Below are 23,604 nucleotides of genomic sequence, written 5' to 3'. Positions count from 1 at the left end.
GCCGCGCCGTCGACACCAGGAATGGCTGGTGATGATGGACGCCATGGACTCCTCTCACTCGCAGCCCACCCCGGCCGGCGACCCGGCGGCGCCGCCGCGGCCACCGACGGGGTTGCGGGCGATGGTCGTCGAGGACGAGGCACCGTTGGCGAACCTGATCGGCTCGTATCTCGAACGCGACGGGTTCGAGACCGCGATCACCGGTGACGGCGTCGACGCCGTCACCCTCGCCCGGCAGGTCGACCCCGACGTGGTGGTCCTCGATCTCGGCCTGCCAGGACTCGATGGGGTCGAGGTGTGCCGGCAACTACGCACCTTCTCCGACGCGTACGTGGTGATGCTCACCGCCCGCACCGAAGAGATCGACACCCTCATCGGGCTGTCCGTCGGCGCGGATGACTACATGAGCAAACCGTTCAGCCCCCGCGAGCTGATGGCCCGCATCCAGGCCATGCTGCGTCGCCCCCGCGCCGGCCTCGCCGCACCGAGGCCGGCCGACACCACCACCACCACTGCCGCTGATCTGATGCACCGTGTCGGTGACCTGACCCTCGATGTCGACGGCCGCGAGGTCACCGTCGACGGGCGGCCGGTGGCGTTGACCCGCACCGAATTCGACGTCCTGGCCGCGCTGGTACGCGATCCCGGGGTCGTGCTCACCCGCGCCCAGCTGATCGAGGCGGTGTGGGGGCCGAGCTGGACCGGCGACGCGCATCTGGTCGACGTGCACATCGGTCATCTGCGCCGCAAACTCGGCGACGACGCGACCCGCGGCCGTTACGTGCGCACCGTCCGCGGCGTCGGCTACCGGATGGGCACCGGAGCATGAACCCTCAGACCCCCGCATCGAGGTCGTCGATGCGGCGAGCCCTGACCGGGTCGAGTTTCGGCACCCGACTGTTCCTCGCGTTGACCGTGGTGGTGGTCGGCTGCGCCGCCAGCGCCTGGCTCGTCGCCTCCGCCCTCGCTCCGGGTATCTTCCGCGACCACCTCGGCCAGGCCGGCATCGACCACAACTCCAGTCAGGCCGCCCATGTCGAAGAGGCGTTCGCCTGGGCGATCATCCTGGCCTGGGGTCTGGCGGTCGCGCTCGCGGTGCTGCTGGCGTTGGCGGTGAGCTGGTATATCACCCGCCGTGTGCAACGTTCGTTGACGGCGGTGACCGTCTCGACCGCCCGGATCGCCGGCGGCCACTACGACACCCGCGTGCACAGTCCTGGGTTGGGCCGCGAATTCGACGAGCTCGCCGTCACCGTCAACGAACTCGCTCGCCGTCTCGACGCCACCGAAAGCACCCGTCGCCGGATGCTCGCCGACCTCGGCCACGAGATGCGCACCCCGATCGCGACCCTCGACTCCTACCTCGAAGCCCTCGACGACAGCATCCGCACCCTCGACGACGACACCCAGCAAGTCCTGCGCGATGCCACCCACCGGCTGGGGCGTCTCGCCCAGGACATCACCGCCGTCTCGCGCGCCGAAGAACACCTCACCCGTATCCGGCCGGTGCCCACGACCACCGGCGCCCTGGTCACCGCCGCGGTCGATGCGGCGCGTGAACGGTACGAGAGCAAAGGCGTCGTAGTGCACAGCCGGCTCGACGACTCCCTGATCGTGATGGTCGATCCCGATCGGCTCGGCCAGGTGTTGGGTAATCTGCTCGACAACGCGCTGCGCCACACCCCGGCCGGCGGCACCGTCACCGTCACCAGCAGGCGCGCGAACAATGATCGGGTGGAGATCGCGGTGGCCGATACCGGAGAGGGCATCGCCGCCGATCACCTCGAGCATCTCTTCGACCGTTTCTACCGGGCCGACACCGCCCGCGCCCGCCGACACAGCGGCAGCGGCATCGGCCTGACCATCACCCGTGCCCTCGTCGAAGCCCACCACGGGCGCATCCGAGCACACAGTGACGGGCCGGGCCGTGGGGCACGCTTTACGATCGAACTGCCCGTCATTGCAGTCTGACCTCGGAGCCTGCTTCGGTGTTGCCGTATCCGGCACATCTCAATCCGTGGACTCACGACCTTCGAGCGCGGACCCTCGACTCGAGGGACTGAACGCCTCCGTCATGTTTATTGTCATCGGCGCCCACCCCTGTCAGGCGGGGGCGCCGTCGGGAACGAGCTCGGCGATCAGCGCCTCCACCTTGACTTTGATCTCGTCGCGGATCGGACGTACCGCCTCCACCCCTTGCCCGGCCGGATCCTCGAGCACCCAATCCCGATAGGACGTGCCCGGAAACACCGGGCAGGTGTCGCCGCACCCCATGGTGATCACCACATCGGAGGCATGCACCGCGTCGACGGTGAGGATCTTCGGGTTCTGTGCGGAGATGTCGATGCCCACCTCGGCCATGGCTTCGACGGCGGCCGGGTTGACCTGCTCGGCCGGTGCCGAGCCCGCGGAGCGGACCTCGACCCGGTCGCCGGCCAGCGCAGTGAGGAACCCCGCGGCCATCTGGGAACGGCCCGCGTTGTGCACACACACGAACAACACCGACGGTGTGCGGTCGGTCGAGGAATCAGTGGTCATGAAAACAGACGTCCTTTCGAAGAGAATTCAGGCAGGAACGGTGTCGAGTTCCGCCAGCAAAGCCCGCACGCGAGTGTCGATATCGTCGCGGATGCTGCGCACCGTCTCGAGCGACTCGTCCTCCGGGTCGACCAGCGACCAATCGAGGTAACGCTTTCCGGGATACACCGCGCACGCATCGCCGCACCCCATGGTGACCACGACGTCGGCGGCTGCCACCACATCGTCGGTCAGTGGTTTGGGGTATTCGGCGCCGAGATCGAGACCTATCTCGGCCATCGCCTCGATCACGACGGGGTGAATCGTCGACGCAGGAGCCGATCCGGCGGAGCGAACGTGTACCCGTCCGCCACCGTGATGGGCCAACAGCGCCGCAGCCATCTGGGAGCGGCCACTGTTGTGCACGCACACGAACAGCACCTCCGGCACATCCTTCGGCACGGCCCCTTCGGTCTGGGCCAGGGCAGTGAGACGTTCACCGGCGAAGCGGGTGGCCAGCGAGGACAGATGCGTGTGGACCTTCGCGGTGCGGCGCAGCGCCGCGTACGACTCGAAGACCATCCGCTCGACCGTTTGAGGGGAGAACACTCCGGCGTACTTCTCGGCGAGATGTTCGGCGCTGCGGTGCAGCACAGCCTGAGGCATCAGTAATTCCGGCTGGGCAGCGTGCTGGGACATCGACATCTCCTGACGTGATCGATCCTTACGACACAGCGGGGGCGGGCGAACGGGTAAAACGTTTCCGCAGGGCGAGCGAGACGTAGATCAGGGCAACGAGGACGGGCACCTCGATGAGCGGACCGACTACCCCGGCCAAAGCCTGACCGGAGGTGACACCGAAGGTGCCGATCGCCACTGCGATGGCCAGCTCGAAATTGTTACCGGCGGCAGTGAACGCCAAGGTGGTGGTGCGCTCGTAACCGAGGCCGACCGCAGCACCGAACAGGAACCCACCACCCCACATGAGGATGAAGTACGCGAGCAGCGGCAACGCGATCCGTACGACGTCCCACGGCCGCGAGGTGATCTGTTCACCCTGCAGGGCGAACAGGATCACGATGGTGAACAACAGTCCGTAGAGCGCCCACGGTCCGATCTTCGGCAGGAACGTGTCCTCATACCACTGGCGGCCCTTGGCTTTCTCGCCGAAGTGGCGGGTCAAGAAGCCGGCGACCAGAGGGATGCCGAGGAAGATCAGCACCGATTTCGCGATCTGCCACGGGGAGACGTCGAGGGTGGTCTGTTCGAGTCCGAGCCAGCCGGGCAGGATCGACAGATAGAACCAGCCGAGGACGGCGAACATGATCACCTGGAAGACGGAGTTGATCGCGACCAGTACGGCGGCGGCTTCGCGGTCGCCGCACGCGAGGTCGTTCCAGATGATGACCATCGCGATGCAGCGGGCCAGGCCGACGATGATCAGGCCGGTGCGGTATTCGGGCAGGTCGGGCAGCAGTAGCCAGGCGAGGGCGAACATCAGCGCCGGGCCGAGCACCCAGTTGAGGATCAGCGACGAGATCAGCAGCGTGCGATCGCCCGTGACGGTGTCGAGGCGGTCGTAGCGCACCTTCGCGAGCACCGGGTACATCATGATCAACAGACCGAGCGCGATCGGCAGGGAGATGTTGTCGATCTCGATGACGCTCAACGCGTCGCCGAGCCCGGGAATGAGTCGGCCGAGCAGCAGGCCGGCGACCATGGCGATGCCGATCCACACGGCCAAGAACCGGTCGAGGACCGACATCTTGCCGGCGACAGACCGGTTGTCGGTCGTGGTGGTCACGAGAGAGTCTCCGCGAGTGCGGCGGTCGGGGTGCAAGCCGATGCGGGCAGGACCCCGGATTCGGTGGCGAGTACCGCGGACAGTTGTTCCAGGGCAGTAGGGAGCACCCGGTAGTACACCCAAGTGCCGCGGCGTTCGCAGTCGAGTAGACCGGCTTCGCGCAGCACCTTGAGGTGATGCGAGATGGTCGGCTGCGACAGGTCGAAGGCGGGGCTGATGTCGCACACACAGCTCTCGCCGCCCTGGTGGCTGGCGATCATGCTGAGCATGCGCAGGCGGACCGGATCTCCCAATGCCTTGAACATGCGGGCCAGGTCGGTGGCCCAATCCGAGGTGAGCGGCTCACGCGAGAGGGGCGGGCAGCACGGCTCGGCCCCGCTCGACATCTGATTCGACATGCGTCTATATTGACTCGTATCTATTCAAGCGTCAATCCGAGTTCGTCGGAAAGGATCACCCTCGTGCCCGCTGCTTCGGTGCTGTTCGTGTGTGTGAAGAACGGCGGCAAGTCCCAGATGGCTGCCGCCCTCACGCGCCAGGCCGCCGGCGACCGCGTCGCCGTTCATTCGGCCGGCACCGTACCCGGCTCGTCCCTCAATGCTCTGTCGATGCAGGTCCTCGAGGAGATCGGGGCACCCGTGGACGGTGAGTATCCCAAGCCGATCGATCCGCAGCTGCTCGGCGAGGTCGACCTGGTGATCACCCTCGGCGGCGAAGCCCGCGTCGACGCGCCCACCGGGGTGCGCGTCGAGAACTGGGACACCGATGAGCCGTCCGAGCGTGGCATCGACGGCATCGAGCGGATGCGCCTGGTCCGCGACGACATCGCCGCCCGGGTCGGCGAGCTGACCGCCCGACTGCTTGCCGCTACCGACGCCCGATAGCTTTCTTCGCCTCGATCACTCCAGGAGTACAGACACCTATGAGTACCATCGCAGTCTTCGAACCGGCCCTGTGCTGCAACACTGGCGTGTGCGGCGAGGACCTCGACCAGAACCTGGTCACCTTCACCGCCGACATGGCCGCGCTGACCGAGCAGGGCGCCACCATTACCCGCCATAACCTGGCCAATGATCCGCTCTCGTTCGCCCACAACGAGACGGTCAAGAGGTTCCTTGAACTCGCCGGATCCGAGGGCTTGCCGCTCGTGCTCGTCGACGATGTCACCGTGGCTACCGGCCGCTACCCGACTCGCACCGAACTCGCCACCTGGGCCGGCCTCGAGGTGCCCGCCGCAGCACCGTCCGGGGTGACGATGCTCGGGCTCGCCGACGACAGCGACTCCTGCTGCACCCCGGGCGAGTCCACCTGCTGCTGACCATGTAGATCCGTATCCTGCCCGCCGATACCTTCCGACGAGGAGTACTCGCTTTCATGGCTGCCGATCCGACGTTCCTGACCGCTCCGCCCCGGTTCGTGTTCTTCACCGGTAAAGGTGGGGTCGGCAAGACCTCCATCGCGTGCGCGTCGGCGCTGCGCCTGGCCCGGGCGGGCAAGAAGGTGCTGCTCGTCTCGACCGACCCCGCGTCGAATGTCGGGCAGGTCTTCGGTCTGAGCATCGGCAACACGATCACCGAGGTCCCCGCGGTGCCGGGGCTCTCCGCGCTCGAGATCGACCCCGAGCAGGCCGCTGCCGCCTACCGCGAACGCATCGTCGGCCCCGTCCGCGGACTGCTACCGGATGCGGAGATCGCCTCGATCACCGAACAGTTGTCCGGCTCGTGCACCACCGAAGTCGCGTCGTTCGACGAATTCACCTCTCTGCTCACCGATCCCGACGACCAGGTCGCCGGGTTCGATCACGTGCTGTTCGACACCGCCCCCACCGGCCACACCATCCGGCTGCTACAACTACCCGGCAACTGGACCGAATTCCTCGACCACGGCAAAGGCGACGCGTCCTGCCTCGGACCGCTCGCCGGACTCGACAAGCAGAAAGCCATGTATGCAGGCGCGGTCGAGGCCTTATCGGATCCTGAACGTACCCGCCTGGTGCTCGTGGCCCGCGCCAATCGTGCCGCTCTCGCCGAGATCGCCCGCACCCACAGCGAACTCGCCGCGATCGGCATGACCGGACAGCATGTGGTCGTCAACGGCGTACTGCCCGCCCCGGCTGAGGACACCGACCCGCTCGCGACCGCCGTGTACCAGCGTGAACAGGCCGCATTGGCGGGTCGCGGCGCCGCGATCGCTGCTCTGCCCACCGATCTGGTGGAGCTCAAGCCGGTCAACATGGTCGGTCTCGATGCTTTGAGCACCCTGTTCGACACCACCACCACCACGGCAATGACCACCGGGACCGATCCGGGGCTTGCCGCGGTCGCCGACGCCCCGTTAGCGGATCTGGTCGATGCGATCGAGGCCGACGGGCCCGGACTGGTGATGTGCATGGGCAAAGGCGGGGTCGGCAAGACCACTGTTGCCGCCGCGATCGCGGTGGCCCTGGCCTGCCGTGGCCATGACGTGCACCTGACCACCACCGACCCCGCCGCACATCTGACCGACACTCTCGCCGGGGAACTCGGCCACCTCGAGGTCTCCCGCATCGACCCTCATGAGGCGAGCGAGACCTACCGCGACCGGGTACTGGCTACCAAGGGTGCCGGGCTCGATGAGGCCGGCCGCGCCACTCTCGCCGAGGACCTGCTCTCCCCGTGCACCGAGGAGGTCGCGGTGTTCCAGGCCTTCTCGAAGGTGATTCACGAATCACGCCGCAAGTTCGTTGTCGTCGATACCGCCCCGACCGGGCATACTCTGCTGTTGCTCGATGCGACCGGCTCGTATCACCGGGAGATCGCCCGGCAGATGGGCAACGGCGGGCACTTCACCACACCGCTGATGCGGCTGCAGGACCCGGCACAGACCAAGATTGTGCTGGTGACCCTGGCCGAGACCACCCCGGTGCTCGAGGCGGCCGGTTTGCAGGATGATTTGCGGCGCGCCGGTATCGAGCCGTGGGCGTGGGTGGTCAACAATTCTCTGGCAGCGGCAACACCAACCTCGCTGCTGCTGCGGCAGCGAGCGGTCGCCGAATTCGAGCAGATCGATACGGTCCGGGGTGAGCTTGCCGATCGGTTCGCGGTGATTCCGTTGCAGAGCACCGAACCGGTCGGCGTCGAGGCACTGCGCGATCTCACCGCGACACAGGTCGTTTCGTCGACGGTGTAGCAAACCCACCGTCGAACGCTTCTTCCGCGCCCTGCGAGACTGGTGGTCTTCGGCCATGGCCGAAGCGCGTTGAAAAGGTGACATGACTTCGCTGGCGATCAGTGGTGGAAAGTTCTGCCACACTGACTTCCGTCCCGGTTTCTGATGCGCCGAAAAGTCGCCGCTCCACGGACCGTCACCACTCTTGAATACCGGAGGTGCGACCACGTCGACAGTGTCCGGCGCATCGGGGAGCGAATCGTTCGAGTGCCACAGTTCTCCCTGCGGTTTGTCACCAACCGTAACGAACAGAGCGCTCGCGCGGGCCTTCACTTCGCCGTTCTGGACGATGTTGCTGTCGATGACTTCGATCCGTGGTCCGCTGCGAACGCTGACACTTCGCGTATCGAGCAGCTCGGTGCGGACCGGTGTGAACAGATCCACCGTCAGTCGAACCGACATGAACTCGAACGCTTGCTGGCTTCGCTCGATTGCGCGCGCGAGAGTTCCACAGGTCGCGTAGCCGCCGATCTGTGACCGTGACCAAGGACTGCTACCCCCGGCGAGTCGGCAGGCTCGGAAAACGACAGGAAAGGCCGACCTTATTCGGTCGTGCCTGGCGTGTCGGTGGTCTTGGTGCGCCGGCGTGGCTTACGTAGGTCGGTGCGCGCGCCGCGTCCTGGCCGGTTGCGGGCCCATTCGACGATCTCGCTGCGCTTCCACAACGGGGTGCTGCCGATCTTCTCGACCGGTTTGGGGGCGTGGCCGCGGTTGACGTACGCGTGGAAGGTCACCGGCTTGATTTCGTCGCCCGTTTCTTCTTTGAGCAGGTCGACGCACTGCTGGGCAGTGAGGCGGTTCGGGTTCGCCATCGCTACTGGCCTTTCGTGTCTCGGGCACGGCCGTGGTGGTGTGCCTGCGGTTCGGTCCCTGAAACTTTACATACCGGAATTGCTTTGTGAAAAAGCATGCGCGCATCCCGAGCGGCATCCGGGTTGCAACAATACAATTGGGTATTGTAAGGTTGAGAATGAAAGAGCGGTCACGGGAAGGGAAACCGAATGTCGATCATCACCGCAATCGCGGCACTCGCGCTGGCAGCACTGCTCATCTGGACGATCGGCGCCCCCATCACCCGCATCGGTGGCGCCCTGCTGACGATCGCCTCGCTGCTCTGCATCGTCCTCGGTGACTCGATCGCCACCCGCGCCCCGCTGCTCATCGCCGGTGTGGCGCTGTGGCTGGCAGGACACTTCCTGACCGCCTACAAGACCCGGACCTGGTCCTCCCGCCTGGCCGAGAACATCGTCACCCGCACCCCGCTGCGCAACCTCGACCCGGTCAGCGGCCGCGAGCACCGCCAGGCGCGCCGCGCCGCCACGGGCGACACGCCGAAGCCGAGCACAGGCCGGACCCAGGCCCCGGTCGACGACTTCGCACAGTGGGAACGCGAACTCGCCACCGCCGCTCCGGCCCCGACCGGCCGCCCCGTGGCGAAACGCGTCCCCGCGCGTTCGGCCACGCCGTCCCGGAGTGCCGTGTACGGCACGCGCGCCGCCAAGGCCGCGGGCAACCTCGCGGTCCGCACAGTCCCCGGGGCCCGCGCCGCGCGCTCGGCCTGGCGGTTCGTCCGCTGACCCGCAACCCCGACCTTCTGACCTGCACCACATCATCGAGAAAGGACGGACCGCTCATGTCCGCACTGACCATCACCCACACCCACCCTGACGGGACTCTCGTCGACGGCACCGCCCGCGGCGACGGTTCCGGCGAGATCCTCAAGGCCCATCGCTGGCGCTGGTCCCGCAATCTCGGGTCCTGGTACATCCCGCAGTCCCGCGACCGCCGCGCGAAGCTGGCCCAGATCAACACCACCGCCGCCGCGCTGCGCGCCGCAGGCTTCACCGTCGAGGTCGATATCGACGACGACTACCGCACCACCGCGCAGGTCGAAGCCGATAAGATCGCGCGTCAGGCCGGCCGCGTCGACGCTCTGGGTGCCAAGGCCGAGCGCAAGGCCGGTGCCGCCGAATCCGCCTGGGCCGCTGACCAGGCAGCGCATGACGCGTTGCCCGAAGGCGGAGAACCGATCAAGGTCGGTCACAGCAGCGAGGCGCGGCATCGCCGGGCGGTGGAGAAGTCCTGGAGCACGCTCGGTAAGGCCGTTGCCTCCGAGCGTGAGGCCGCCGCGGCGCGGGGTCGCGGCGATGCTGCCGCGAAGACCACGCAGGCGCGTTATGCCCCGGTGACCGTGGCGCGGCGGATCGACACGCTCGCCGCCGAGCTGCGGCGCCTCGAGCGCGTGCGCGATGGCTACAGCCGCACGCTGCACACCAACTCGCAGACCGGGCAGAAGTATGTCGAGACCCACGAGCCGGCGACCGGCAGCTACCGCGCTCGGGTGCTTGCCGAGATCGAGCACACTGTCGACGAGCTCGCCTACTGGGAAGGTGTGCGCGCGGCGCAGCTCGCCGACGGTGCGGTCAACGCCTACAGCCGCGAGGTCATCGCCAAGGGTGATCTGGTCCGCTATGCCGGGCACCACCACCGGGTGCTGAGAGTCAATGCGAAGTCGGTGACCATCGGCTCGATCGTCGGCGGTTCGTGGACAGATCGCGTCCCCTACAGCGAGATCCGCGGGCTGCGCGCCGCCGACGGTCATGTGGTGCGCATCGTCGACGGCGCGCGGGTCATCGAGACCGAGGCCAGCACCGACGCCGGGAGCGCCGCCGAGACCGGCGCGGCCTGACCGCTGCTTCTCCCGGGCGCCCACCGAGGGCGCCTGGGAGAGAGCCTCACGGCGGCGTGACCTGCTCTTCTCCTAACCCGGGAGGAACTTCCCTGATTCAGGGTGCCGCACCTGGAGAAGCAGTTTCGTACGGTGCGCACCGCACATCGACCCACCCCGACAGGAAGAGATCTGCCATGACCGAGTCCTCCACGATCCCCACGATCGAGATTGCCCGTACCGACGTCGCCCTCCGGAAGGTGGGCCAGTTCTTCGCCGCCCACATCAGTGACGTGTCCGCGAAGGTGATGGGAACAGCCGAGCTGTGCGAACAGATCGAGGCTGTGGCCCTGCACATCCGTGGTCCGCACGCCCGCCGTCGCCGCGATCAACTCCCACCCCTCGCTTCGCGTACGGCGCGGTGACCTCCCTCGGTGACCGGGACGGTGCGGCGCGTCTGCTCAGGGAAACCAGGCTTCTCGAGCACCTGGCCGCCACGCCCCGCCGTCGTGGCCGCGGCTATGCCCGCGCTCCTGGCCGCCGCCGAGCAGCAGCACCGCGCCACTGACGGTGTCGAGGTGTGGTTCGGGTTCGTCGACGACCGTGAACGTGACGCCTTGGGGTTGTACCGGCACGTCGGATTCGAGATCGCCGCCAGCGCCGCAGAGCTGCCCGGCGCCGCGAACATCCTCCGCCGTGCCCGGATCAGCCGTACGGGCACGTGGATCTACAAGAAGCTCTGACCTGCGACCACTGAAGGGACATCCATGACCGAGACCCTCACCAACCGCCACGGCGACCGGATCCACCTCGGGCAGCTCTGGACCGACGACCCGCGCCGGACCACCCGCCGGACGCTGCGCGTCGACGGATTCACCGGCGCCGGCCACCTCGGTGCCCGCGCGGTGTGCACCGTCATCCGCTCCCACGACACCGACACCGGGCAGGTCACCGAACCCGGCCGGGTCGTGTCGATCAACATCGACAGCCTGCACACCACCACCGGTGGCCGCGGCTACCGCCTCGCCGCCGTGGACGATTCGCGTCCCTCGCGCTGATGTCGGAGCCGTCCACCATGATCGAAAGCCGAGGAGGAATCATGTCGTTGCAGATGCTGTCCCCGCGTGAGTGGGCCGCCGCGATGCTCGTCGACGGGGCGGCCTGCATCCTCGATGTCGAGTCGTCAGGGCTGGCCGGATCGATCCTCGAGGTCGCGGTCATCGACGCCGCGAGCGGCGCGGTCCTGCTCGACACCCTCGTCGACTGCGGCCCGGTGCAGATCGAACCCGACGCGCATGCGGTGCACGGCATTGCCGCCGCCGACCTCGATGGCGCGCCGCGCTGGCCGGAGGTGTTCGCGCAGCTCGAAGCGGCCACCTCTGGACGTCTGGTGTTGGGTTACAACGCCCAGTTCGATCGTGGCCGGCTCCTGCATGACTGTCACCGGGCAGGTATCGATCCCGGCCATCTCGCCGAGGAGGCTCGTTGGCAGTGCGTGATGGCGCGGCGCTGTGAAGCACTCGGGCTCGGGGCAGAGGGGCGTCTGCGGCTCGGTGGCGGTCACCGCGCGCTCGCCGACGTCCAGGCGACCCGCGCGCTGGTGCAGTTGCTCGCCGCGGGGCTGCCCGACACGGCCGGACTCGCCGCACTCGAGGACCGGCACGAACACGCCCGGCACGAGGACCGGATACCCACTGCGCTCCTCGTCGAGAATCGAGGTAGGGAATGACTCGAGGGGAGGACATGACACCGACCGACGCCGAGGACGCGATCGTCGTGCGGGCCACCCGGCGTCGCAAGAGCTTCGCCGAACGAATGCGGGAGGCCAGCGGCATCGTGTTGGTGGAGCCCGGGACGAACCTGAGGTCTCTGTACGTCGCGCGTGTGCTCGGCACGCCGTTGTCGCTGGTCGGGATCGGCGCGATGACTGTCGGATCTCTGCTGGCCGTCACCGGCCTGGTCGCTGATCCCGCCGGTTCCGTGGCGTTTGTGGGGGAGTTGTTCACCGGAGAGCAGGCCGAGAATGCGGTGCTGTCCACCGCGGGGCTGACCTTCTTCGGCGGTATGGGCTCCTACCTGGCCGGTGCCGGTCTCATCCGCGGCGCGCGGCACAGAGCCTGCGTCAGTGGGGTGTTGACCGTCACAGAGATGGTGTACGGACCGAAGAGCATCAAGGAGTCGATGACCCGCGCGCTGGCCGCTGCGGAGACGATCCGCGGATCGGTGGCCTACCGCGAACGCTGGCTGGCCGATTTCGATCTCGATGCGGCGCTGTGGGATCTGGCCCGGCACCTGCACAGCGCGATCAGGTTGCGCGACGAGTTGGGCACGGTCCCGGCACGCCTCGAGCAGGACACGCAGGTCGAGCGCGCCCGTGCCGCGCTTCAGACGTGTGTCGTGCATGTGGAGGAGGGGGCCGACCGGCTCGCGGCCCTGGCAGATCGGGTCGAGGCGTTCGATCGGGAGCTGGCCGCGCCCGCGCGCCGCGTCGAGCTCGAAAAGGCCCGCGAGTTGCGTGCGCAGCGAGATGCTGAGCAGATCGGGCGACTGTCCGCTGCCGCAGCTGAAGTCGCGGCCATCGAACCGGCGCTCGGTGGTGTCACCGACCAGGTGACCGGCGTGCTCGATGCGTACGACGAGTTACCGAGAAACAAATTCTGACCTGAATAAATGGCACGTCCCGCGTGAGCTACGCAGCGCGAAGGTGAATCCACGTCTTGGTGCGCTGAAAGTGGCTGTGAGCAGTGCCGATGGCACGTCCCGGAATCGGGGGCGTGCCATCTTCCGTATCGGGGTCGGAGTCTTCTTTCATGGCGTCAGGAAATAGACACCGCTCAGGGGTTGCAACATTACAATGACATTTTGTATGGTTGCGTCTGTCGAAAACATCGAACAAAGGAGCATCGAATGTCGAATACCGCTGTTGCAGAACACGTCACCGTCACCATCACCGGAACGCCGGTACGCGCCGAGATCGCCGAGATTCTCGAATACCGCACCGACTTCTTCGGCGGCAGGGTCGCTGATGTGCGCCTGGCCGACGGCACCGTCACCCGGCACGTGGACACCCTCGACATCGAAGTGAGCGCCGCGCGCGGCGTACTCGCCGCCGCCTGATTCATTCCCCGAACTCGAAACCCCACCCCCAGTACAGGAGGTCGCCCATGACTGCATCCCTCACCGCACTGCCCACCGGTGTCGCCGCCGAGGTCGACGGGACCGCCGCGCTCGTCGTCGGCTACCTCCACGCCTTCCCGCGGCATCCGCAGCGCGGCGCGCTGGTGCAGCCGCTGCGCGGCGCGCAGACCTCGGTCTCGGAGACCGGGGTGATCGGCGTACCGCTCTACGCGCTGGTCTCGGTCGACTGGGCCACCGAAGTGACCACCATCGAACCGGGTGGCCGCACGCGGACGGTGTTCGCCACCGGCTGGCTGGGCACCCCGCAGGGAACCACCTGGTACCTGCACCCGGTCGCGCACCGCGCGGACCTGGGCCTGTACGTGCTCGACCCCGAGGCGTGGTACGCCGCGAGCGGGCGCGACGCAGAGGTGCCTATGCGGGTGCGTGAGGCGGTCCGGTCGTGGGGTTTCGGCGGCGCCGAGGGGGTCCCGGCCCGTGTGGCGGTGCACAACTTCGTGTTGTAGCGGGATGTGCTGGTCATCGACTCGGACACCTCAGGAGTTGTCAAACGACAACTAGACATGTATGGTCAAGTTGTCAAGCAACAACGGAGGTGGAAGTATTGGACCGGTTCAAGGGGATCGACAAGGACACCCGCAAAGTGCTCAAGGCACTCGAGGAGGCAGGATTCGTGATTCGCCGAGCGAAGAGCGGCCACCCGATGGTCTACAAGGACAACATGCTGATCAGCACGTTCTCGGGTACCGCGAGCGATTCGCGCGCCTTCCGTAACTCCCTCGCGCCGCTGAGGCGCGCAGGGTTCGAGTGGCCACCGCGCCGCTGACACCGGCGAGGGCCGGGGGTGTACCTAGCACCCCCGGCCCGATCCCCATTGTCCACCACCGCACCCGACAGCCCCACAACCAGCACAGGAAGGACTTTAGCGCCATGACGACCGCACAGTCGTACAACGTCGTAGCCGAGATCGACGTCAGCTTCGACGAACACACCGCCGAGCAGCTGCTCGACCCCATCGCCGACTACAGCGGATCCGCCGGCCGCTCCGAACTCGGCCACACCGAAGTCGTCTTCACCCTCCCGGCCGAGACGCTCCGGCAGGCCACCACCACCGCCCTGGCCATCCTCGAGACCTACCCCTGGCCGCTGCGCTCACTGCGCGTGCTGCCGACCAGCGACTACGACCGGCTCGTCGACGCGATCGACGTCCCGCCGCTGGTCTCGGTCCAGGAAGCCGCCGACCAGCTCGGTATCAGCCGCCAGGGCGTCCTCAAGGCGATCACCACCGGCTCGCTGCCCGCGATCCGCGTCGGCAGCACCTGGATCGTGCGCGAATCCTCTGTGCGCGCCCGCAAACAGCGCAGCGCCTGACCACCCCACCTGCTTGGTGAATCGCCCCCACCTCGAGGACAATTCGCGTCCCCGGGTGCACCGTCGTGCCCCGGCCCGCCGCGAGGTCACCACCTCGACACCCGAGAAGGGGGAACCCAGTGCCCAGCACTGCACTCATCACACCCGGAGACGACCGGTCGCCGGTACTCATCCACGTCCCGCACGCCTCCCGCATCATCCCACCCGAGGTGCGCGCGGACCTGCTGCTCACCGATACCGAACTGGCCGCCGAACTCGACGAATCGACCGACACCGCCACCGACGAGATCGCAGCAGCAGCACTGCGCCACACCCACCTGAGGCCCACGACCGTGGTCAACACACTCTCGCGCCTGGTGATCGACCCCGAACGGTTCCCCGACGCCGGGGAACCGGCCAACGCCGTCGGCCGGGGCGCCGTCTACACCCGCACCTGCACCGGCACGCCGCTACGACCCGAGCCGTACCCGCACGCCGAGCACCTCATCGACGGCTATTTCCGTCCCTACGCCGACGCCGTCACCAAAGCGGTCGAGGAGCGGCTGCGCGTGTGCGGGCGCGCGGTGATCATCGACCTGCACTCCTACCCCGAGACACCGTCCGGGTTCGAGGACCCCGCCGCCGCCCGCCCCGCACTGTGCATCGGCACCGACCCGGTCCACACCCCCGAATGGCTGGCCGAGGCGACCCGTGGCGCATTCGCGTCCCTGCCCGAGTTCGACGAGATCGGCGAGAACACGCCGTATTCGGGGTGTTACGTGCCGCTGCGCCACTACGGCCGCGACGAACGCGTGACCTCGGTGATGATCGAGCTGCGGCGCGATGTTTACCTCACCGACCCGCGCACCCCACACCCCGAGCGGGTGGAGCGGATCGGCCGCGCCCTCGCCACCCTCATCGACCAGGTCACCGCGCAGGTGGCCGCCGATGTGTAAACCCAAACCGGGCCCGCGCTGCACCCCGCACATGCGTGCCCGCCTCGATCAGGTCGCCGCGCGCGTCGCGGTTGCGCGCACGCGGCTGGCCGAGAACCCGACACATGCGCGGTTGCAACGTCGCCTCGCCGCCGCCGAGGCCGACCACGCGCAGACCCTCGCGCTCTACGACTCCACCCCGGGCGGGCAGGACGAGCTGCGCGCGGCGATCGAGGCATCCGGCGATCTGAGTGACCGGGACGCGCTGACCGCGCGTCTACGGGACGCTGAGAGGCTCAGAGCCGAGCAAACTGCCGCCCTGCGCCGCGCGCGGTCCGCCGCGGACAATGACCATGAGGAAGGGATCGACCATGTACGACGAGCCGATGACACAACAGCGCCGGGAAGCGTTCTGGAGGACGTTCGGGTGGAGCCCGGACCTACCGGAGGACCAGCGCAAGAAGATCGAGGACTACTGGAGCGACCCGGAGATCCAGGAGGCCGAAGCGCTCGGCTTCTGATCAACGGCCAGCAGATCACCCCCGTGGCCACGCACACCCTGCCGGACTCCACCCGAGCAGGACTCGAGGCCCGTGGCCTGTCCGCGCCGCCGCTGCATGAGCTGGCACCGGCCGATTCCGGGATCTACCGCGAACAGATGCTCGAGCTGACCCGCAAGAACCCGCACGCCGCGTCGGTCTACGTCTACGACGAGGACGAATACCGGACCATGCGGCTGCTGGTCACCGACGACGGCAAGGCCGGTGTTGCCCTCAAAGGCGACGAGGTCGTCTCCGCATTCGCGCACAAGGACTGCGCACACCCCCGAGCTTCCCGTGCCATGCTGCGTCACGCGACCGCGCTCGGTGGTCGTCGTCTCGACTGCTTCGACACGGTCTTGCCCAAGTTCTATGCCGACGCCGGTTTCGTTCCGGTCGCGCGGCTGAAGTGGAACGACGAGTACGCCCCCGACGGCTGGGACTACGACACCTTCCGCACCTTCAACGACGGCCGCCCCGATGTGGTGTTCATGGCGTATGACCCGGACCGTGTCGGTGGCAAGTACACGCCCGGAGTGGGGGAGTACGTCGACGACTACGACGACGGCATCGCCCGCGCCCAGCAGTACCGGCCGCACTGACGACCCTTGCCGCGTGCTGTGGCTCGAATCCGTCCCCGCACCCGATGATTCGGGCGCGGGGACGGAGCGCCCGGCGCCGTGATCGGCACAGGGGCCTGTCCTTGGCAGCGCTGACGTCAGTGAATCCGATGGTGACCTGCGGTGAGGGCATGTCCCGACGCGGTCGGCGATCGGGAGGTGTTCGCGCGTGTGAATTCGTGCGTCGCTCGGAGTTGACACGTTACAAAACAACATTGTATGGTTGTGGAACACCGACGAAAGGGGAATGACATGGCAGGCAAGAGCATCGAGGTCCTTCACGCGGACTACGCAGCCGCAATCGCCAGCGGAAACCACGAGACCTTCGTGTCCGCGAAGGTGGCGCTGATCGAGGCCAAGACCGGCCGCGCCCTCACCGCCGACGAGATCGCCTACATCTAGACCGGGCGACAAGGGGTCCACCGGAAACGGTGGGCCCCTTTCTTTTTCCCTTCCCCCTGTCCTGTTCCCGCCGATAACACTCGGTCGCTCCCGGCCGCGCTCCTGGATGGCCGGTGCGGGCGAACCTGGTCGGCACAGGTGCACATGTCGCGCGTCGGCTTCGTCGACACTCGCAGGCACGCGCATCGACTGGGGGCTCGATGTATCCCGAAATAGCCCTGTGAGCTGCACTGATGACACGTCCCACACCGCCGCGGGCGTGAGGCCGGCCCGCGTGGCACCTCATCTGTAGAAGGAGAATCATGGCCGCAGTGACCGGACTGCTCGTCGACCGACTCGGCGAGATCCTGACCACGACCGTGCGGTGTCCGTGCGGCGCGAGCGTCACCGCACGCCGCCGCGTCGTACTCGATACCCGCAACCCCGCACTCAATACCTGCGTCGATCTCGATTTCGGTCCCACACGAGCGTTTCTGATCGAGCATCGCCCCCATCGCGCCAGGGGGAATCGGTGACGGGTGCCGCGCTCGGCTGCGCGCCACGGTCGGTGTCGTTTCTGTCTGTGACCTGGGGTGATGGCACGTCCCGGTGGCGCGCCGGGCCGCAGGAGTGGCGTAGCGGGCGCGCCGGGCGAGGTGAAATCCCGTCCCCCGGTTGCAACAATACAAAATGACATTGTATAGTTAAATCGTGCGGCAGCCGGAAGGTCCGATGCGACAGTCGGATCCCCTCGCTGCGCGCGCCGCGCACTGCTTACGCCTGAAAAGGCAACGTTCCCGAGTCAAACAATGCAAATACTGTTTGTTATGTCATCGCCGAGTCGGCGGGAAGAGGAGCACGACCATGACGAACACACTCGCAACGGTCCGGATCGACCTCGACCCCATCACCGCACCGCACCCCGCCCAGATACTGCGCCCGCCCACCGACTACCGCACCCTGCTGCGCCTGCGCCGCAGCCTCCCCGCCGCCGCGCTCACCAGCGCATTGGCCGCGATCTTCGATGACACGGACCTGCACACCCTCGCCGCGCGCGGGATGTACCTCGCCCGCCGCGCGCACGCCGACACCGCAGCGGCACGCGAACTGGCCGCCGTCGCAACAGTCCTGGCCGACGCCCTCGCCGCACCCACCGCAACCCCCGTCACCACCGCGATCGACGCACTGCGCACCGACCCGCGTCACGCACACCGAGGCGCCCGCGAGCTGCTGATGCTCGCCTACCGCGCCCTGCTCACTGACCTCGCGTTCGTGGGCGCCCCGCCGCTGCACGCGGCGCACTGAACCACCACCACAACCCCGAGAGACAGGACACCTGCGATGACCACCACCGAGAACCTCACCGACGAGCAGCACATGACCGGCGGCGAGCGCGCAGCCGCACGCGGCGCGCACTACATCGAAGAGTCCGTGAGCGTGTACCTCATGCGTGATCTGGCAGGCACCAACACGTGGGTCATCGACCCCGCCAACTTCGACGTCGCCCTCGAGACGAACTACGACATGCCCGTCAACGCCGAATGCCCGTGCGCCGTGCCCGAGATCCGCCACCGGATGCACTTCGTGTCCACGCCCGACGGCGAGGAACTGATGCACATGCTCGCCGACGCGCTCGGCTACACCGTCACCAAGCCCTGACCAGCCGACAGTCGGGCCGCGTCGACGCGGCCCGACCGTCGGCTGTGTGCTGTACCCGACAAGACAAGGACCAGAGCATGACTTCTCCCCACCCGTTCGCCGCTGTCCGCACGCTCGCCGATCTGGCCGCTGTCCGCGACGCACACACCTCGAACCACACTGATGCCTCCACGACCCTGGACCCGGCCGCCGCGCGCGCTGTGCGGGCCTGTGAGGCGCTTGTTGCGGTGGTGCCGTACGGCGAGCGCACCCATGCCGACACGGACGATCTCGAGTCCGTGTTGGCCGACCTCGCGGGCGACCTGCGGCACCTGGCCGACCAGCTCCGCCTCGACTGGCACGACATCGACCGCCGCGCCCAGAGCTATTACGGCGACGAAACCGGTCGTGACCATGACACCGAACCCGCTGTGGCACCCGAGGTGGAGATTGTTGCTGTCAGGGATCCTGACGGACCGACAAGCTTCGAGTTATTCGTGGACGGTATGCCCGTGGTCGCGACCGAGTACGTCATCGATGCCGGTGCGGGTTGGGGGTGGGAGGAATGGAAGGAAACCCGCGATCACAACCTGGCTGCGGCGTCGCCCGCCGTACGGGCGGTGTTGCTCGAGCGTTACGTCGACCCGCCCGGGGGTAAGTACGTCGAGGGTCGCGAGGACGCCCCGTGGATCGACCCCGAACCCGCCCTCGACGCGGCAGGAACCGAGCGGTGACCGCCACGGCAACGGACCGGCGCACCGGATCGACGGTGCGCCGGGCATTCGCCCCGGCCGCGCAGCGCTACCGCGCCCTGTTGCGGCGGGGCGACACCCTCGCCGACGTGCCGGACTACCTGCGCCTGTTCGACTGGGTCGACATCGCCGCGGTCGCTGCGCGGGGGGTGCGGCTGGCCGTTCAGGACGCCCGAGGAACCACCGCGCAGACCGTCACGCTGGAGCTGCGCGGAGGAGACGACGAGGTCGTCGTCCGCCGCGTCGGCGTCGAGTTGTTCGCGGCCGCGACGATTCTCGGCGAGTATCTGCGCGTGCCTGCCACCGACGGCCTCCTCGCCGACATGATGGCCGCGCTCGGCCGCGATCCGGGCTTCGCTCGGCGCACGCAGGTCGAGCAGCTGATGTTCGTCTACCGGATGTTGCTCAGCGAACCAGGATCAGAGCTCGAAAATGCGTTGTGAACAGGGGAGATGACACGTCCCGGTGCAGCGCAGTGGTCCCGACGTCGTATCGGCTTCGGGACCGATCTGTGCATTCGCGCTCCGTGACGCGCGCTGCTGCGGCGGGGTGGTGTGTTCAGTGGTGGGTGAGGGTGGGGTCGGTGTCGATGCGGACGTCGATGTGGACGCCGACTTTGCTGCCGAGGTTGACGAGGGCGTCGAGGGAGAACTTGCTGAGTTTGCCCCGGTAGAGATCCGAGATTCGTGGTTGGGTGACGCCGAGGTTGTCGGCGGCGACGGCTTGGGACCAGCCGAAGCGGTCGACCTGTGAGCGGATGGCGGTCATCAGGTCGGCGCGCAGCTGCCGGTTGTATGCCTCGCCGGGGGTGTCGCTGATCGCCTCCCACACGGAGGTGGTCTCGGTGATGTTGTTGTCGTTCATGGTTGCTCCTGTGCGTGTGTGCGGGCTGCTTTGTAGCGGCGTCGACCGAGGTCGATATCGGCTTTCGAGGTCTTCTGCGTTTTCTTCTGGAAGCAGTGCAGGACGTAGATCGCGTCGCCGAGTTGGGCGAGGTAGAACGTGCGGAATGCGCCGTCGGGTGTGCGGACCCGAATTTCGCGGCATCCGGGCCCGACGTCCTTCATCGGTTTCCAGTCATCCGGATCCAGTCCTTGTTGGACGCGTCCGAGTTGGTAGCCGAGGTCGTCTTGGGCTTCGGCGGGCAGATCGCGTAGGTCGTCGAGTGTGCTGCCTACCCATCGGATCGGTTTCTCGTCGCCTCGTGCCATGTCCACAGAGTATATCAGTATGGATATATGCCGAGGTAGTGAGAATTCACTGGGTGACGCCCCTGTCTCAATGCCGGGATCCTGTTCTCCCGCCAGGCCCTGCGCTCCGGTCGAGTGCGGGGCCGAAAACATGCCGTGACCTGGGTAGATGACACGTCCCAGGGGGCCGGCAGGTGTTCGACGGGGTGGGGCAGTGCGTGTTCGCTCCGGTGACCAGTGGAAACGGCACGTCCGACAGTGGCCTCCCGGCAGATCCGCTCCCGGCCCGCTGCCGGGTTCGGCAACATCCCCAAGGTTGTACAATACAAACAGACATTGTAAGGTGGTTCGTGTCGGGAGGGGTACTGACCGGCACGAATAACGTCCCACTGAGCGCAGTGGAGAAGAGGGGTTCACGATGGCGAACACGGTGCTGGGAGTCCGGCTCGATGTGGACGGAACCGCGACGATGATCGATCTGGAGAAGACGGAGTCGGGTGTCGACGCAGCCTTGCGTGCGGCGCTGGATTGCCGCGTGTTCGATGTGGTGCGGCTGGGGCGGGGTCTGGATATGTGGCTCGATGATGAGGGCCTGTGCGTCGGTGAGCCGGTGGTCAATGAGGTGGCGACGCGTATTGCGCAGTTCCACGGCTTCACGTGGCAGCCGTATGTCGGGCCGGTGGTGTTCGCGTCTGTTGATGACGAGGGTGAGACTCGGTCGTTGGTGGGTGAGCAGATCGCAGCGTTGTTGGCGACTGCGCATGTGGGGGGCCTTGCGGTGCTCGATGCGTCCCTCGACGCAGTCGACGAAACTGCGGGGGTAGATGCGTGATGCGTTCGGTGGTGATTTCGTGGACGGAGGTGTCCACGCACAGCGTCACGGTGACTGTGCCTGCCGATTGCCGTCCGGAGGATGCGGGCCTGGGCGATGCGCTGGGGGAGCCTCGAGGATGATGGTTTCCTCGGGGTCGAGCGGGAAAGCATCCGGGTGATCTCGATGCGATTGATCCGGGTGCGGAGTTGTTGGTTCGGGAGTGATGCAGGTGGGGACCGGCCCGTCCGCTCGCAGGGTCCGGTCCGATCAAGGCCATCCCTATAACCCCTATGGGAGCTATGGGTGTGTCGCTACGATGTGTCCTCTGCCCGGAGGTGATGGCCGCCGCTGGTCACAGTTTCCACAGTCGCAGCAGGGCCGTGCGCAGGCCCGGGGAGATGACGCGGTGGTCGTGGTGCAGGCGCGGGTTGGGGTGATCATCCTCGGCGAGGGTGCGTGCGGCGTCCGCCACGGGTAGGGGGTCGAGGTCGGTGCGGGAGCGTAGCCGGTAGGCCACGGCACGACGGGTGTGCGGGATGTGGTGTGGCCCGGTGTCGACGACCGCCGGCGGGTGGAGCCAGGTGTCGTCGTCGCTGATCCGGATTACGACGTCGCCAGGGGCGAGGCGACTGCGGCGGTCGGTGCCAGGAGCGTCGTCGCGCAGCCACTGGGTGCGGTACCGCAGGTTCGGGCCATTCGTTTCCGGTGCGGACCTGGCCTCGGTGTTCTCGTCTTCGGCGGTCGGGGTGTAGTCGCCGAGATGCCGCAGGAACATCCGGCGCACCGGGGTGGGGAGGAAGTCGTGGCCTGTGCGGGTGCTGCTGCCGATCCCGGCCAAAGGTACGACACGGCCGATCCGCCAGATTTCGGTGGCGCTGTCGAGAAATACCTCGTCGACGTCGGTGGTGTCGTCGAGACCGTCGAGGAAGACGTGGGCCGCGGCGTGGGCGTCGGGATCGTCGGTGGCCAGGGCGGTTTCGTCGGCCACCGTGGAGCTGTGCGAGGCGCTGGCGGGGCCGACGATCACGCAGTGGGGAGTGACGATCAGGCCGGTGTGCAGGTTCGGGGTCGACAGCACCCGCACCCCGGCGTCGAGGAAACGGGCGAGGGCGGTGGGGGAGGTGGCGTGCGCACGTACGGCGGGTCGGGCGGCGTTGACGATCAACTGGTCCCCGGCGCGCAGCGGAAGCAGTTCGGGTGCGGTGTGGTCGAGGTAGGCGATGGCGACGCGGCGGGGGCCGGGGCCACGCAGGGCTGCGGTGATGTGCGGCCAGGGATGGGGTGCGTACAGGGTAGTGCCCACGATGGGTCACCTTAACGGCAACATGGCCTTTGATGACGCCCTTGATCGTGCTGCTGCGTCGGTCCCGACGTCGATGCCCCGTTCTCGTCGCTTCTCTGCGCCCGCGGGTGGGAGTCGTGTGGTCTCCGCGGCGCCGAATCGAGGCCCCTCCGCGCGCGGTGCGGCGTGTGTTCCCGGACCGAGCCCCGGTATGTCGTCGGCGAACTGGTCTACTGGGCTGCTCCCGCAATCCGAATCCGACGCGGTGTCATCCGCATTTCACCCAGGAGAACCATGGCTGTGGAAATTCAGCAGGTCAGCGAAGTCAACGAGGAGATCGTCGCTGCCTTCGCGCATCTCGTTCCCCAACTGTCCCGCTCCGCCGCACCGGTAACGGTCGAGACACTCCGCAACGTCGTCGGGTGCCCGGCGAACACGCTCTTCGTCGCCCGGCTGGACGGCCGCGTCGTCGGCACCCTGACCCTGGTGGTCTTCCCCATCCCGACCGGAGTCCGGGCCTGGATCGAGGACGTGGTGGTGGACACCGAAGCACGGGGGCAGCAGGCCGGCGCCGCGCTGACCCGCGCCGCGATGGACCGGGCAGCCGAACTCGGCGCCCGGACGGTCGATCTCACCTCGCGTGCGTCGCGGGAGGCGGCCAATCGCCTGTACCGCCGGCTCGGCTTCGAGGAGCGGGACTCCAGCCTTCTCCGGTACACCCCGAGCGGCCGTGTCTGATCACATACCGGATGAAGGGGTCAGATTAGGC

34 protein-coding genes and 1 pseudogene are annotated in these 23,604 nt (G+C 67.4%); 26 read left to right on the top strand and 9 right to left on the bottom strand.

The window, feature by feature from the left end; genetic code table 11:
* Nucleotides 1-121 precede the first annotated feature (121 nt).
* Nucleotides 122-829 (top strand): winged helix-turn-helix domain-containing protein, encoded by a 708-nt coding sequence (locus ACZ46K_RS02015; protein ID WP_054807803.1) that lies wholly within the window; start codon nucleotides 122-124, stop codon nucleotides 827-829.
* Nucleotides 826-1,971: an ATP-binding protein gene (locus ACZ46K_RS02010; RefSeq protein WP_054810380.1), complete on the top strand. Its 1,146-nt coding sequence runs from the start codon at nucleotides 826-828 to the stop codon at nucleotides 1,969-1,971. The genes ACZ46K_RS02015 and ACZ46K_RS02010 overlap by 4 nt, the downstream gene beginning before the upstream one ends.
* 132 nt (nucleotides 1,972-2,103) lie before the next feature.
* Here the strand turns inward: ACZ46K_RS02010 and ACZ46K_RS02005 are convergent, their stop codons facing one another.
* The 4 genes from ACZ46K_RS02005 to ACZ46K_RS01990 are packed head-to-tail and all read right to left on the bottom strand — an operon-like array spanning nucleotide 2,104 to nucleotide 4,719.
* The gene (locus tag ACZ46K_RS02005) at nucleotides 2,104-2,538 is read right to left on the bottom strand and encodes an arsenate reductase ArsC (RefSeq protein WP_330137273.1); all 435 of its coding nucleotides are present in this window, start codon (nucleotides 2,536-2,538) and stop codon (nucleotides 2,104-2,106) included.
* Between the two features lie 27 nt (nucleotides 2,539-2,565).
* Complete coding sequence (locus ACZ46K_RS02000; protein ID WP_054807253.1) at nucleotides 2,566-3,216, bottom strand: arsenate reductase ArsC; 651 nt, start codon at nucleotides 3,214-3,216, stop codon at nucleotides 2,566-2,568.
* A 25-nt stretch (nucleotides 3,217-3,241) separates the two neighbouring features.
* Complete coding sequence (arsB, locus tag ACZ46K_RS01995) at nucleotides 3,242-4,282, bottom strand: ACR3 family arsenite efflux transporter (protein WP_330137280.1); 1,041 nt, start codon at nucleotides 4,280-4,282, stop codon at nucleotides 3,242-3,244.
* A 35-nt stretch (nucleotides 4,283-4,317) separates the two neighbouring features.
* Nucleotides 4,318-4,719, bottom strand: coding sequence for an ArsR/SmtB family transcription factor (locus ACZ46K_RS01990; RefSeq protein WP_054719241.1), 402 nt, complete (start codon nucleotides 4,717-4,719; stop codon nucleotides 4,318-4,320).
* Nucleotides 4,720-4,782: 63 nt separating this feature from the next.
* Between ACZ46K_RS01990 and ACZ46K_RS01985 the strand changes: the two genes are divergently transcribed.
* The 3 genes from ACZ46K_RS01985 to arsA are packed head-to-tail and all read left to right on the top strand — an operon-like array spanning nucleotide 4,783 to nucleotide 7,489.
* Nucleotides 4,783-5,205, top strand: a complete 423-nt coding sequence (locus ACZ46K_RS01985) for an arsenate-mycothiol transferase ArsC (RefSeq protein ID WP_464743566.1) — start codon at nucleotides 4,783-4,785, stop codon at nucleotides 5,203-5,205.
* Nucleotides 5,206-5,243: 38 nt separating this feature from the next.
* Nucleotides 5,244-5,639, top strand: a complete 396-nt coding sequence (gene arsD / locus ACZ46K_RS01980) for an arsenite efflux transporter metallochaperone ArsD (protein WP_054807250.1) — start codon at nucleotides 5,244-5,246, stop codon at nucleotides 5,637-5,639.
* Nucleotides 5,640-5,695: 56 nt separating this feature from the next.
* Complete coding sequence (gene arsA / locus ACZ46K_RS01975) at nucleotides 5,696-7,489, top strand: arsenical pump-driving ATPase (RefSeq protein WP_464743564.1); 1,794 nt, start codon at nucleotides 5,696-5,698, stop codon at nucleotides 7,487-7,489.
* Between the two features lie 297 nt (nucleotides 7,490-7,786).
* Here the strand turns inward: arsA and ACZ46K_RS01970 are convergent.
* Nucleotides 7,787-8,074 (bottom strand): annotated as a pseudogene (locus ACZ46K_RS01970) (acyl-CoA thioesterase domain-containing protein); the annotation flags it as partial.
* The gene (locus ACZ46K_RS01965) at nucleotides 8,071-8,340 is read right to left on the bottom strand and encodes a hypothetical protein (RefSeq protein WP_054807252.1); all 270 of its coding nucleotides are present in this window, start codon (nucleotides 8,338-8,340) and stop codon (nucleotides 8,071-8,073) included. The gene ACZ46K_RS01965 and the pseudogene ACZ46K_RS01970, both read right to left, overlap by 4 nt.
* 189 nt (nucleotides 8,341-8,529) lie before the next feature.
* Here ACZ46K_RS01965 and ACZ46K_RS01960 point away from each other — a divergent pair, with 189 nt between their 5' ends.
* The 19 genes from ACZ46K_RS01960 to ACZ46K_RS01870 all read left to right on the top strand — a co-directional run bounded on the left by ACZ46K_RS01960 (nucleotide 8,530) and on the right by ACZ46K_RS01870 (nucleotide 19,992).
* Nucleotides 8,530-9,105, top strand: a complete 576-nt coding sequence (locus tag ACZ46K_RS01960; RefSeq protein WP_330137270.1) for a hypothetical protein — start codon at nucleotides 8,530-8,532, stop codon at nucleotides 9,103-9,105.
* 56 nt (nucleotides 9,106-9,161) lie between these two features.
* A complete protein-coding gene (locus ACZ46K_RS01955) occupies nucleotides 9,162-10,217 on the top strand; it encodes a DUF3560 domain-containing protein (protein WP_464743561.1) in 1,056 nt (351 codons plus the stop codon).
* Nucleotides 10,218-10,393: 176 nt separating this feature from the next.
* The gene (locus ACZ46K_RS01950) at nucleotides 10,394-10,621 is read left to right on the top strand and encodes a hypothetical protein (protein ID WP_054807945.1); all 228 of its coding nucleotides are present in this window, start codon (nucleotides 10,394-10,396) and stop codon (nucleotides 10,619-10,621) included.
* Between the two features lie 9 nt (nucleotides 10,622-10,630).
* The gene (locus tag ACZ46K_RS01945; RefSeq protein WP_464743559.1) at nucleotides 10,631-10,939 is read left to right on the top strand and encodes a hypothetical protein; all 309 of its coding nucleotides are present in this window, start codon (nucleotides 10,631-10,633) and stop codon (nucleotides 10,937-10,939) included.
* A 24-nt stretch (nucleotides 10,940-10,963) separates the two neighbouring features.
* Nucleotides 10,964-11,254, top strand: coding sequence for a hypothetical protein (locus ACZ46K_RS01940; protein WP_054807947.1), 291 nt, complete (start codon nucleotides 10,964-10,966; stop codon nucleotides 11,252-11,254).
* 41 nt (nucleotides 11,255-11,295) lie between these two features.
* Entirely contained in the window at nucleotides 11,296-11,925 is a 630-nt protein-coding gene (locus ACZ46K_RS01935) for a 3'-5' exonuclease (protein WP_464743556.1), read from the top strand.
* 14 nt (nucleotides 11,926-11,939) lie between these two features.
* A complete protein-coding gene (locus ACZ46K_RS01930) occupies nucleotides 11,940-12,857 on the top strand; it encodes a hypothetical protein (RefSeq protein WP_054807975.1) in 918 nt (305 codons plus the stop codon).
* 246 nt (nucleotides 12,858-13,103) lie between these two features.
* Entirely contained in the window at nucleotides 13,104-13,313 is a 210-nt protein-coding gene (locus ACZ46K_RS01925; protein ID WP_054807974.1) for a hypothetical protein, read from the top strand.
* Between the two features lie 47 nt (nucleotides 13,314-13,360).
* Nucleotides 13,361-13,840, top strand: coding sequence for a hypothetical protein (locus ACZ46K_RS01920; protein WP_464743554.1), 480 nt, complete (start codon nucleotides 13,361-13,363; stop codon nucleotides 13,838-13,840).
* A 98-nt stretch (nucleotides 13,841-13,938) separates the two neighbouring features.
* A complete protein-coding gene (locus ACZ46K_RS01915) occupies nucleotides 13,939-14,160 on the top strand; it encodes a hypothetical protein (protein WP_464743552.1) in 222 nt (73 codons plus the stop codon).
* Between the two features lie 104 nt (nucleotides 14,161-14,264).
* The gene (locus tag ACZ46K_RS01910) at nucleotides 14,265-14,705 is read left to right on the top strand and encodes a helix-turn-helix domain-containing protein (RefSeq protein WP_464743550.1); all 441 of its coding nucleotides are present in this window, start codon (nucleotides 14,265-14,267) and stop codon (nucleotides 14,703-14,705) included.
* Between the two features lie 119 nt (nucleotides 14,706-14,824).
* Nucleotides 14,825-15,640, top strand: a complete 816-nt coding sequence (locus tag ACZ46K_RS01905; RefSeq protein WP_464743548.1) for an N-formylglutamate amidohydrolase — start codon at nucleotides 14,825-14,827, stop codon at nucleotides 15,638-15,640.
* Nucleotides 15,633-16,760: a hypothetical protein gene (locus ACZ46K_RS01900; protein WP_464743546.1), complete on the top strand. Its 1,128-nt coding sequence runs from the start codon at nucleotides 15,633-15,635 to the stop codon at nucleotides 16,758-16,760. Before ACZ46K_RS01905 ends, ACZ46K_RS01900 begins: the two co-directional genes overlap by 8 nt.
* Before the next feature lie 270 nt (nucleotides 16,761-17,030).
* Nucleotides 17,031-17,180, top strand: coding sequence for a hypothetical protein (locus tag ACZ46K_RS01895; protein WP_330137256.1), 150 nt, complete (start codon nucleotides 17,031-17,033; stop codon nucleotides 17,178-17,180).
* Between the two features lie 302 nt (nucleotides 17,181-17,482).
* Nucleotides 17,483-17,695, top strand: coding sequence for a hypothetical protein (locus ACZ46K_RS01890; RefSeq protein ID WP_054807891.1), 213 nt, complete (start codon nucleotides 17,483-17,485; stop codon nucleotides 17,693-17,695).
* Between the two features lie 328 nt (nucleotides 17,696-18,023).
* Nucleotides 18,024-18,464 carry a hypothetical protein gene (locus tag ACZ46K_RS01885; RefSeq protein WP_464743544.1) on the top strand — a complete coding sequence of 147 codons (441 nt, stop codon included), beginning with the start codon at nucleotides 18,024-18,026 and terminating at the stop codon, nucleotides 18,462-18,464.
* A 36-nt stretch (nucleotides 18,465-18,500) separates the two neighbouring features.
* A complete protein-coding gene (locus ACZ46K_RS01880) occupies nucleotides 18,501-18,818 on the top strand; it encodes a hypothetical protein (protein ID WP_054808041.1) in 318 nt (105 codons plus the stop codon).
* Between the two features lie 77 nt (nucleotides 18,819-18,895).
* On the top strand, nucleotides 18,896-19,531 hold the full coding sequence (locus ACZ46K_RS01875) for a hypothetical protein (RefSeq protein WP_464743542.1): 636 nt from the start codon (nucleotides 18,896-18,898) through the stop codon (nucleotides 19,529-19,531).
* Nucleotides 19,528-19,992: a hypothetical protein gene (locus ACZ46K_RS01870; RefSeq protein ID WP_464743540.1), complete on the top strand. Its 465-nt coding sequence runs from the start codon at nucleotides 19,528-19,530 to the stop codon at nucleotides 19,990-19,992. The genes ACZ46K_RS01875 and ACZ46K_RS01870 overlap by 4 nt, the downstream gene beginning before the upstream one ends.
* A 115-nt stretch (nucleotides 19,993-20,107) precedes the next feature.
* Here the strand turns inward: ACZ46K_RS01870 and ACZ46K_RS01865 are convergent, their stop codons facing one another.
* On the bottom strand, nucleotides 20,108-20,413 hold the full coding sequence (locus tag ACZ46K_RS01865; protein ID WP_054807852.1) for a helix-turn-helix domain-containing protein: 306 nt from the start codon (nucleotides 20,411-20,413) through the stop codon (nucleotides 20,108-20,110).
* Entirely contained in the window at nucleotides 20,410-20,760 is a 351-nt protein-coding gene (locus ACZ46K_RS01860; RefSeq protein WP_054807851.1) for a type II toxin-antitoxin system RelE/ParE family toxin, read from the bottom strand. The genes ACZ46K_RS01865 and ACZ46K_RS01860 overlap by 4 nt, the downstream gene beginning before the upstream one ends.
* Before the next feature lie 397 nt (nucleotides 20,761-21,157).
* Here ACZ46K_RS01860 and ACZ46K_RS01855 point away from each other — a divergent pair, with 397 nt between their 5' ends.
* Complete coding sequence (locus ACZ46K_RS01855; RefSeq protein ID WP_330137249.1) at nucleotides 21,158-21,571, top strand: DUF3846 domain-containing protein; 414 nt, start codon at nucleotides 21,158-21,160, stop codon at nucleotides 21,569-21,571.
* 334 nt (nucleotides 21,572-21,905) lie between these two features.
* On the opposite strand, the gene ACZ46K_RS01850 is transcribed toward ACZ46K_RS01855, so the two are convergent.
* The gene (locus ACZ46K_RS01850) at nucleotides 21,906-22,856 is read right to left on the bottom strand and encodes a phosphatidylserine/phosphatidylglycerophosphate/cardiolipin synthase family protein (protein WP_464743537.1); all 951 of its coding nucleotides are present in this window, start codon (nucleotides 22,854-22,856) and stop codon (nucleotides 21,906-21,908) included.
* Nucleotides 22,857-23,090: 234 nt separating this feature from the next.
* Here ACZ46K_RS01850 and ACZ46K_RS01845 point away from each other — a divergent pair, with 234 nt between their 5' ends.
* Nucleotides 23,091-23,573 carry a GNAT family N-acetyltransferase gene (locus ACZ46K_RS01845; RefSeq protein ID WP_464743579.1) on the top strand — a complete coding sequence of 161 codons (483 nt, stop codon included), beginning with the start codon at nucleotides 23,091-23,093 and terminating at the stop codon, nucleotides 23,571-23,573.
* Nucleotides 23,574-23,604 lie beyond the last annotated feature (31 nt).

The organism is Rhodococcus sp. JCM 9793 (assembly GCF_055380405.1).
Note: the sequence above shows the minus strand (reverse complement) of the source record. Positions and strands in the feature narration are given on the sequence as shown.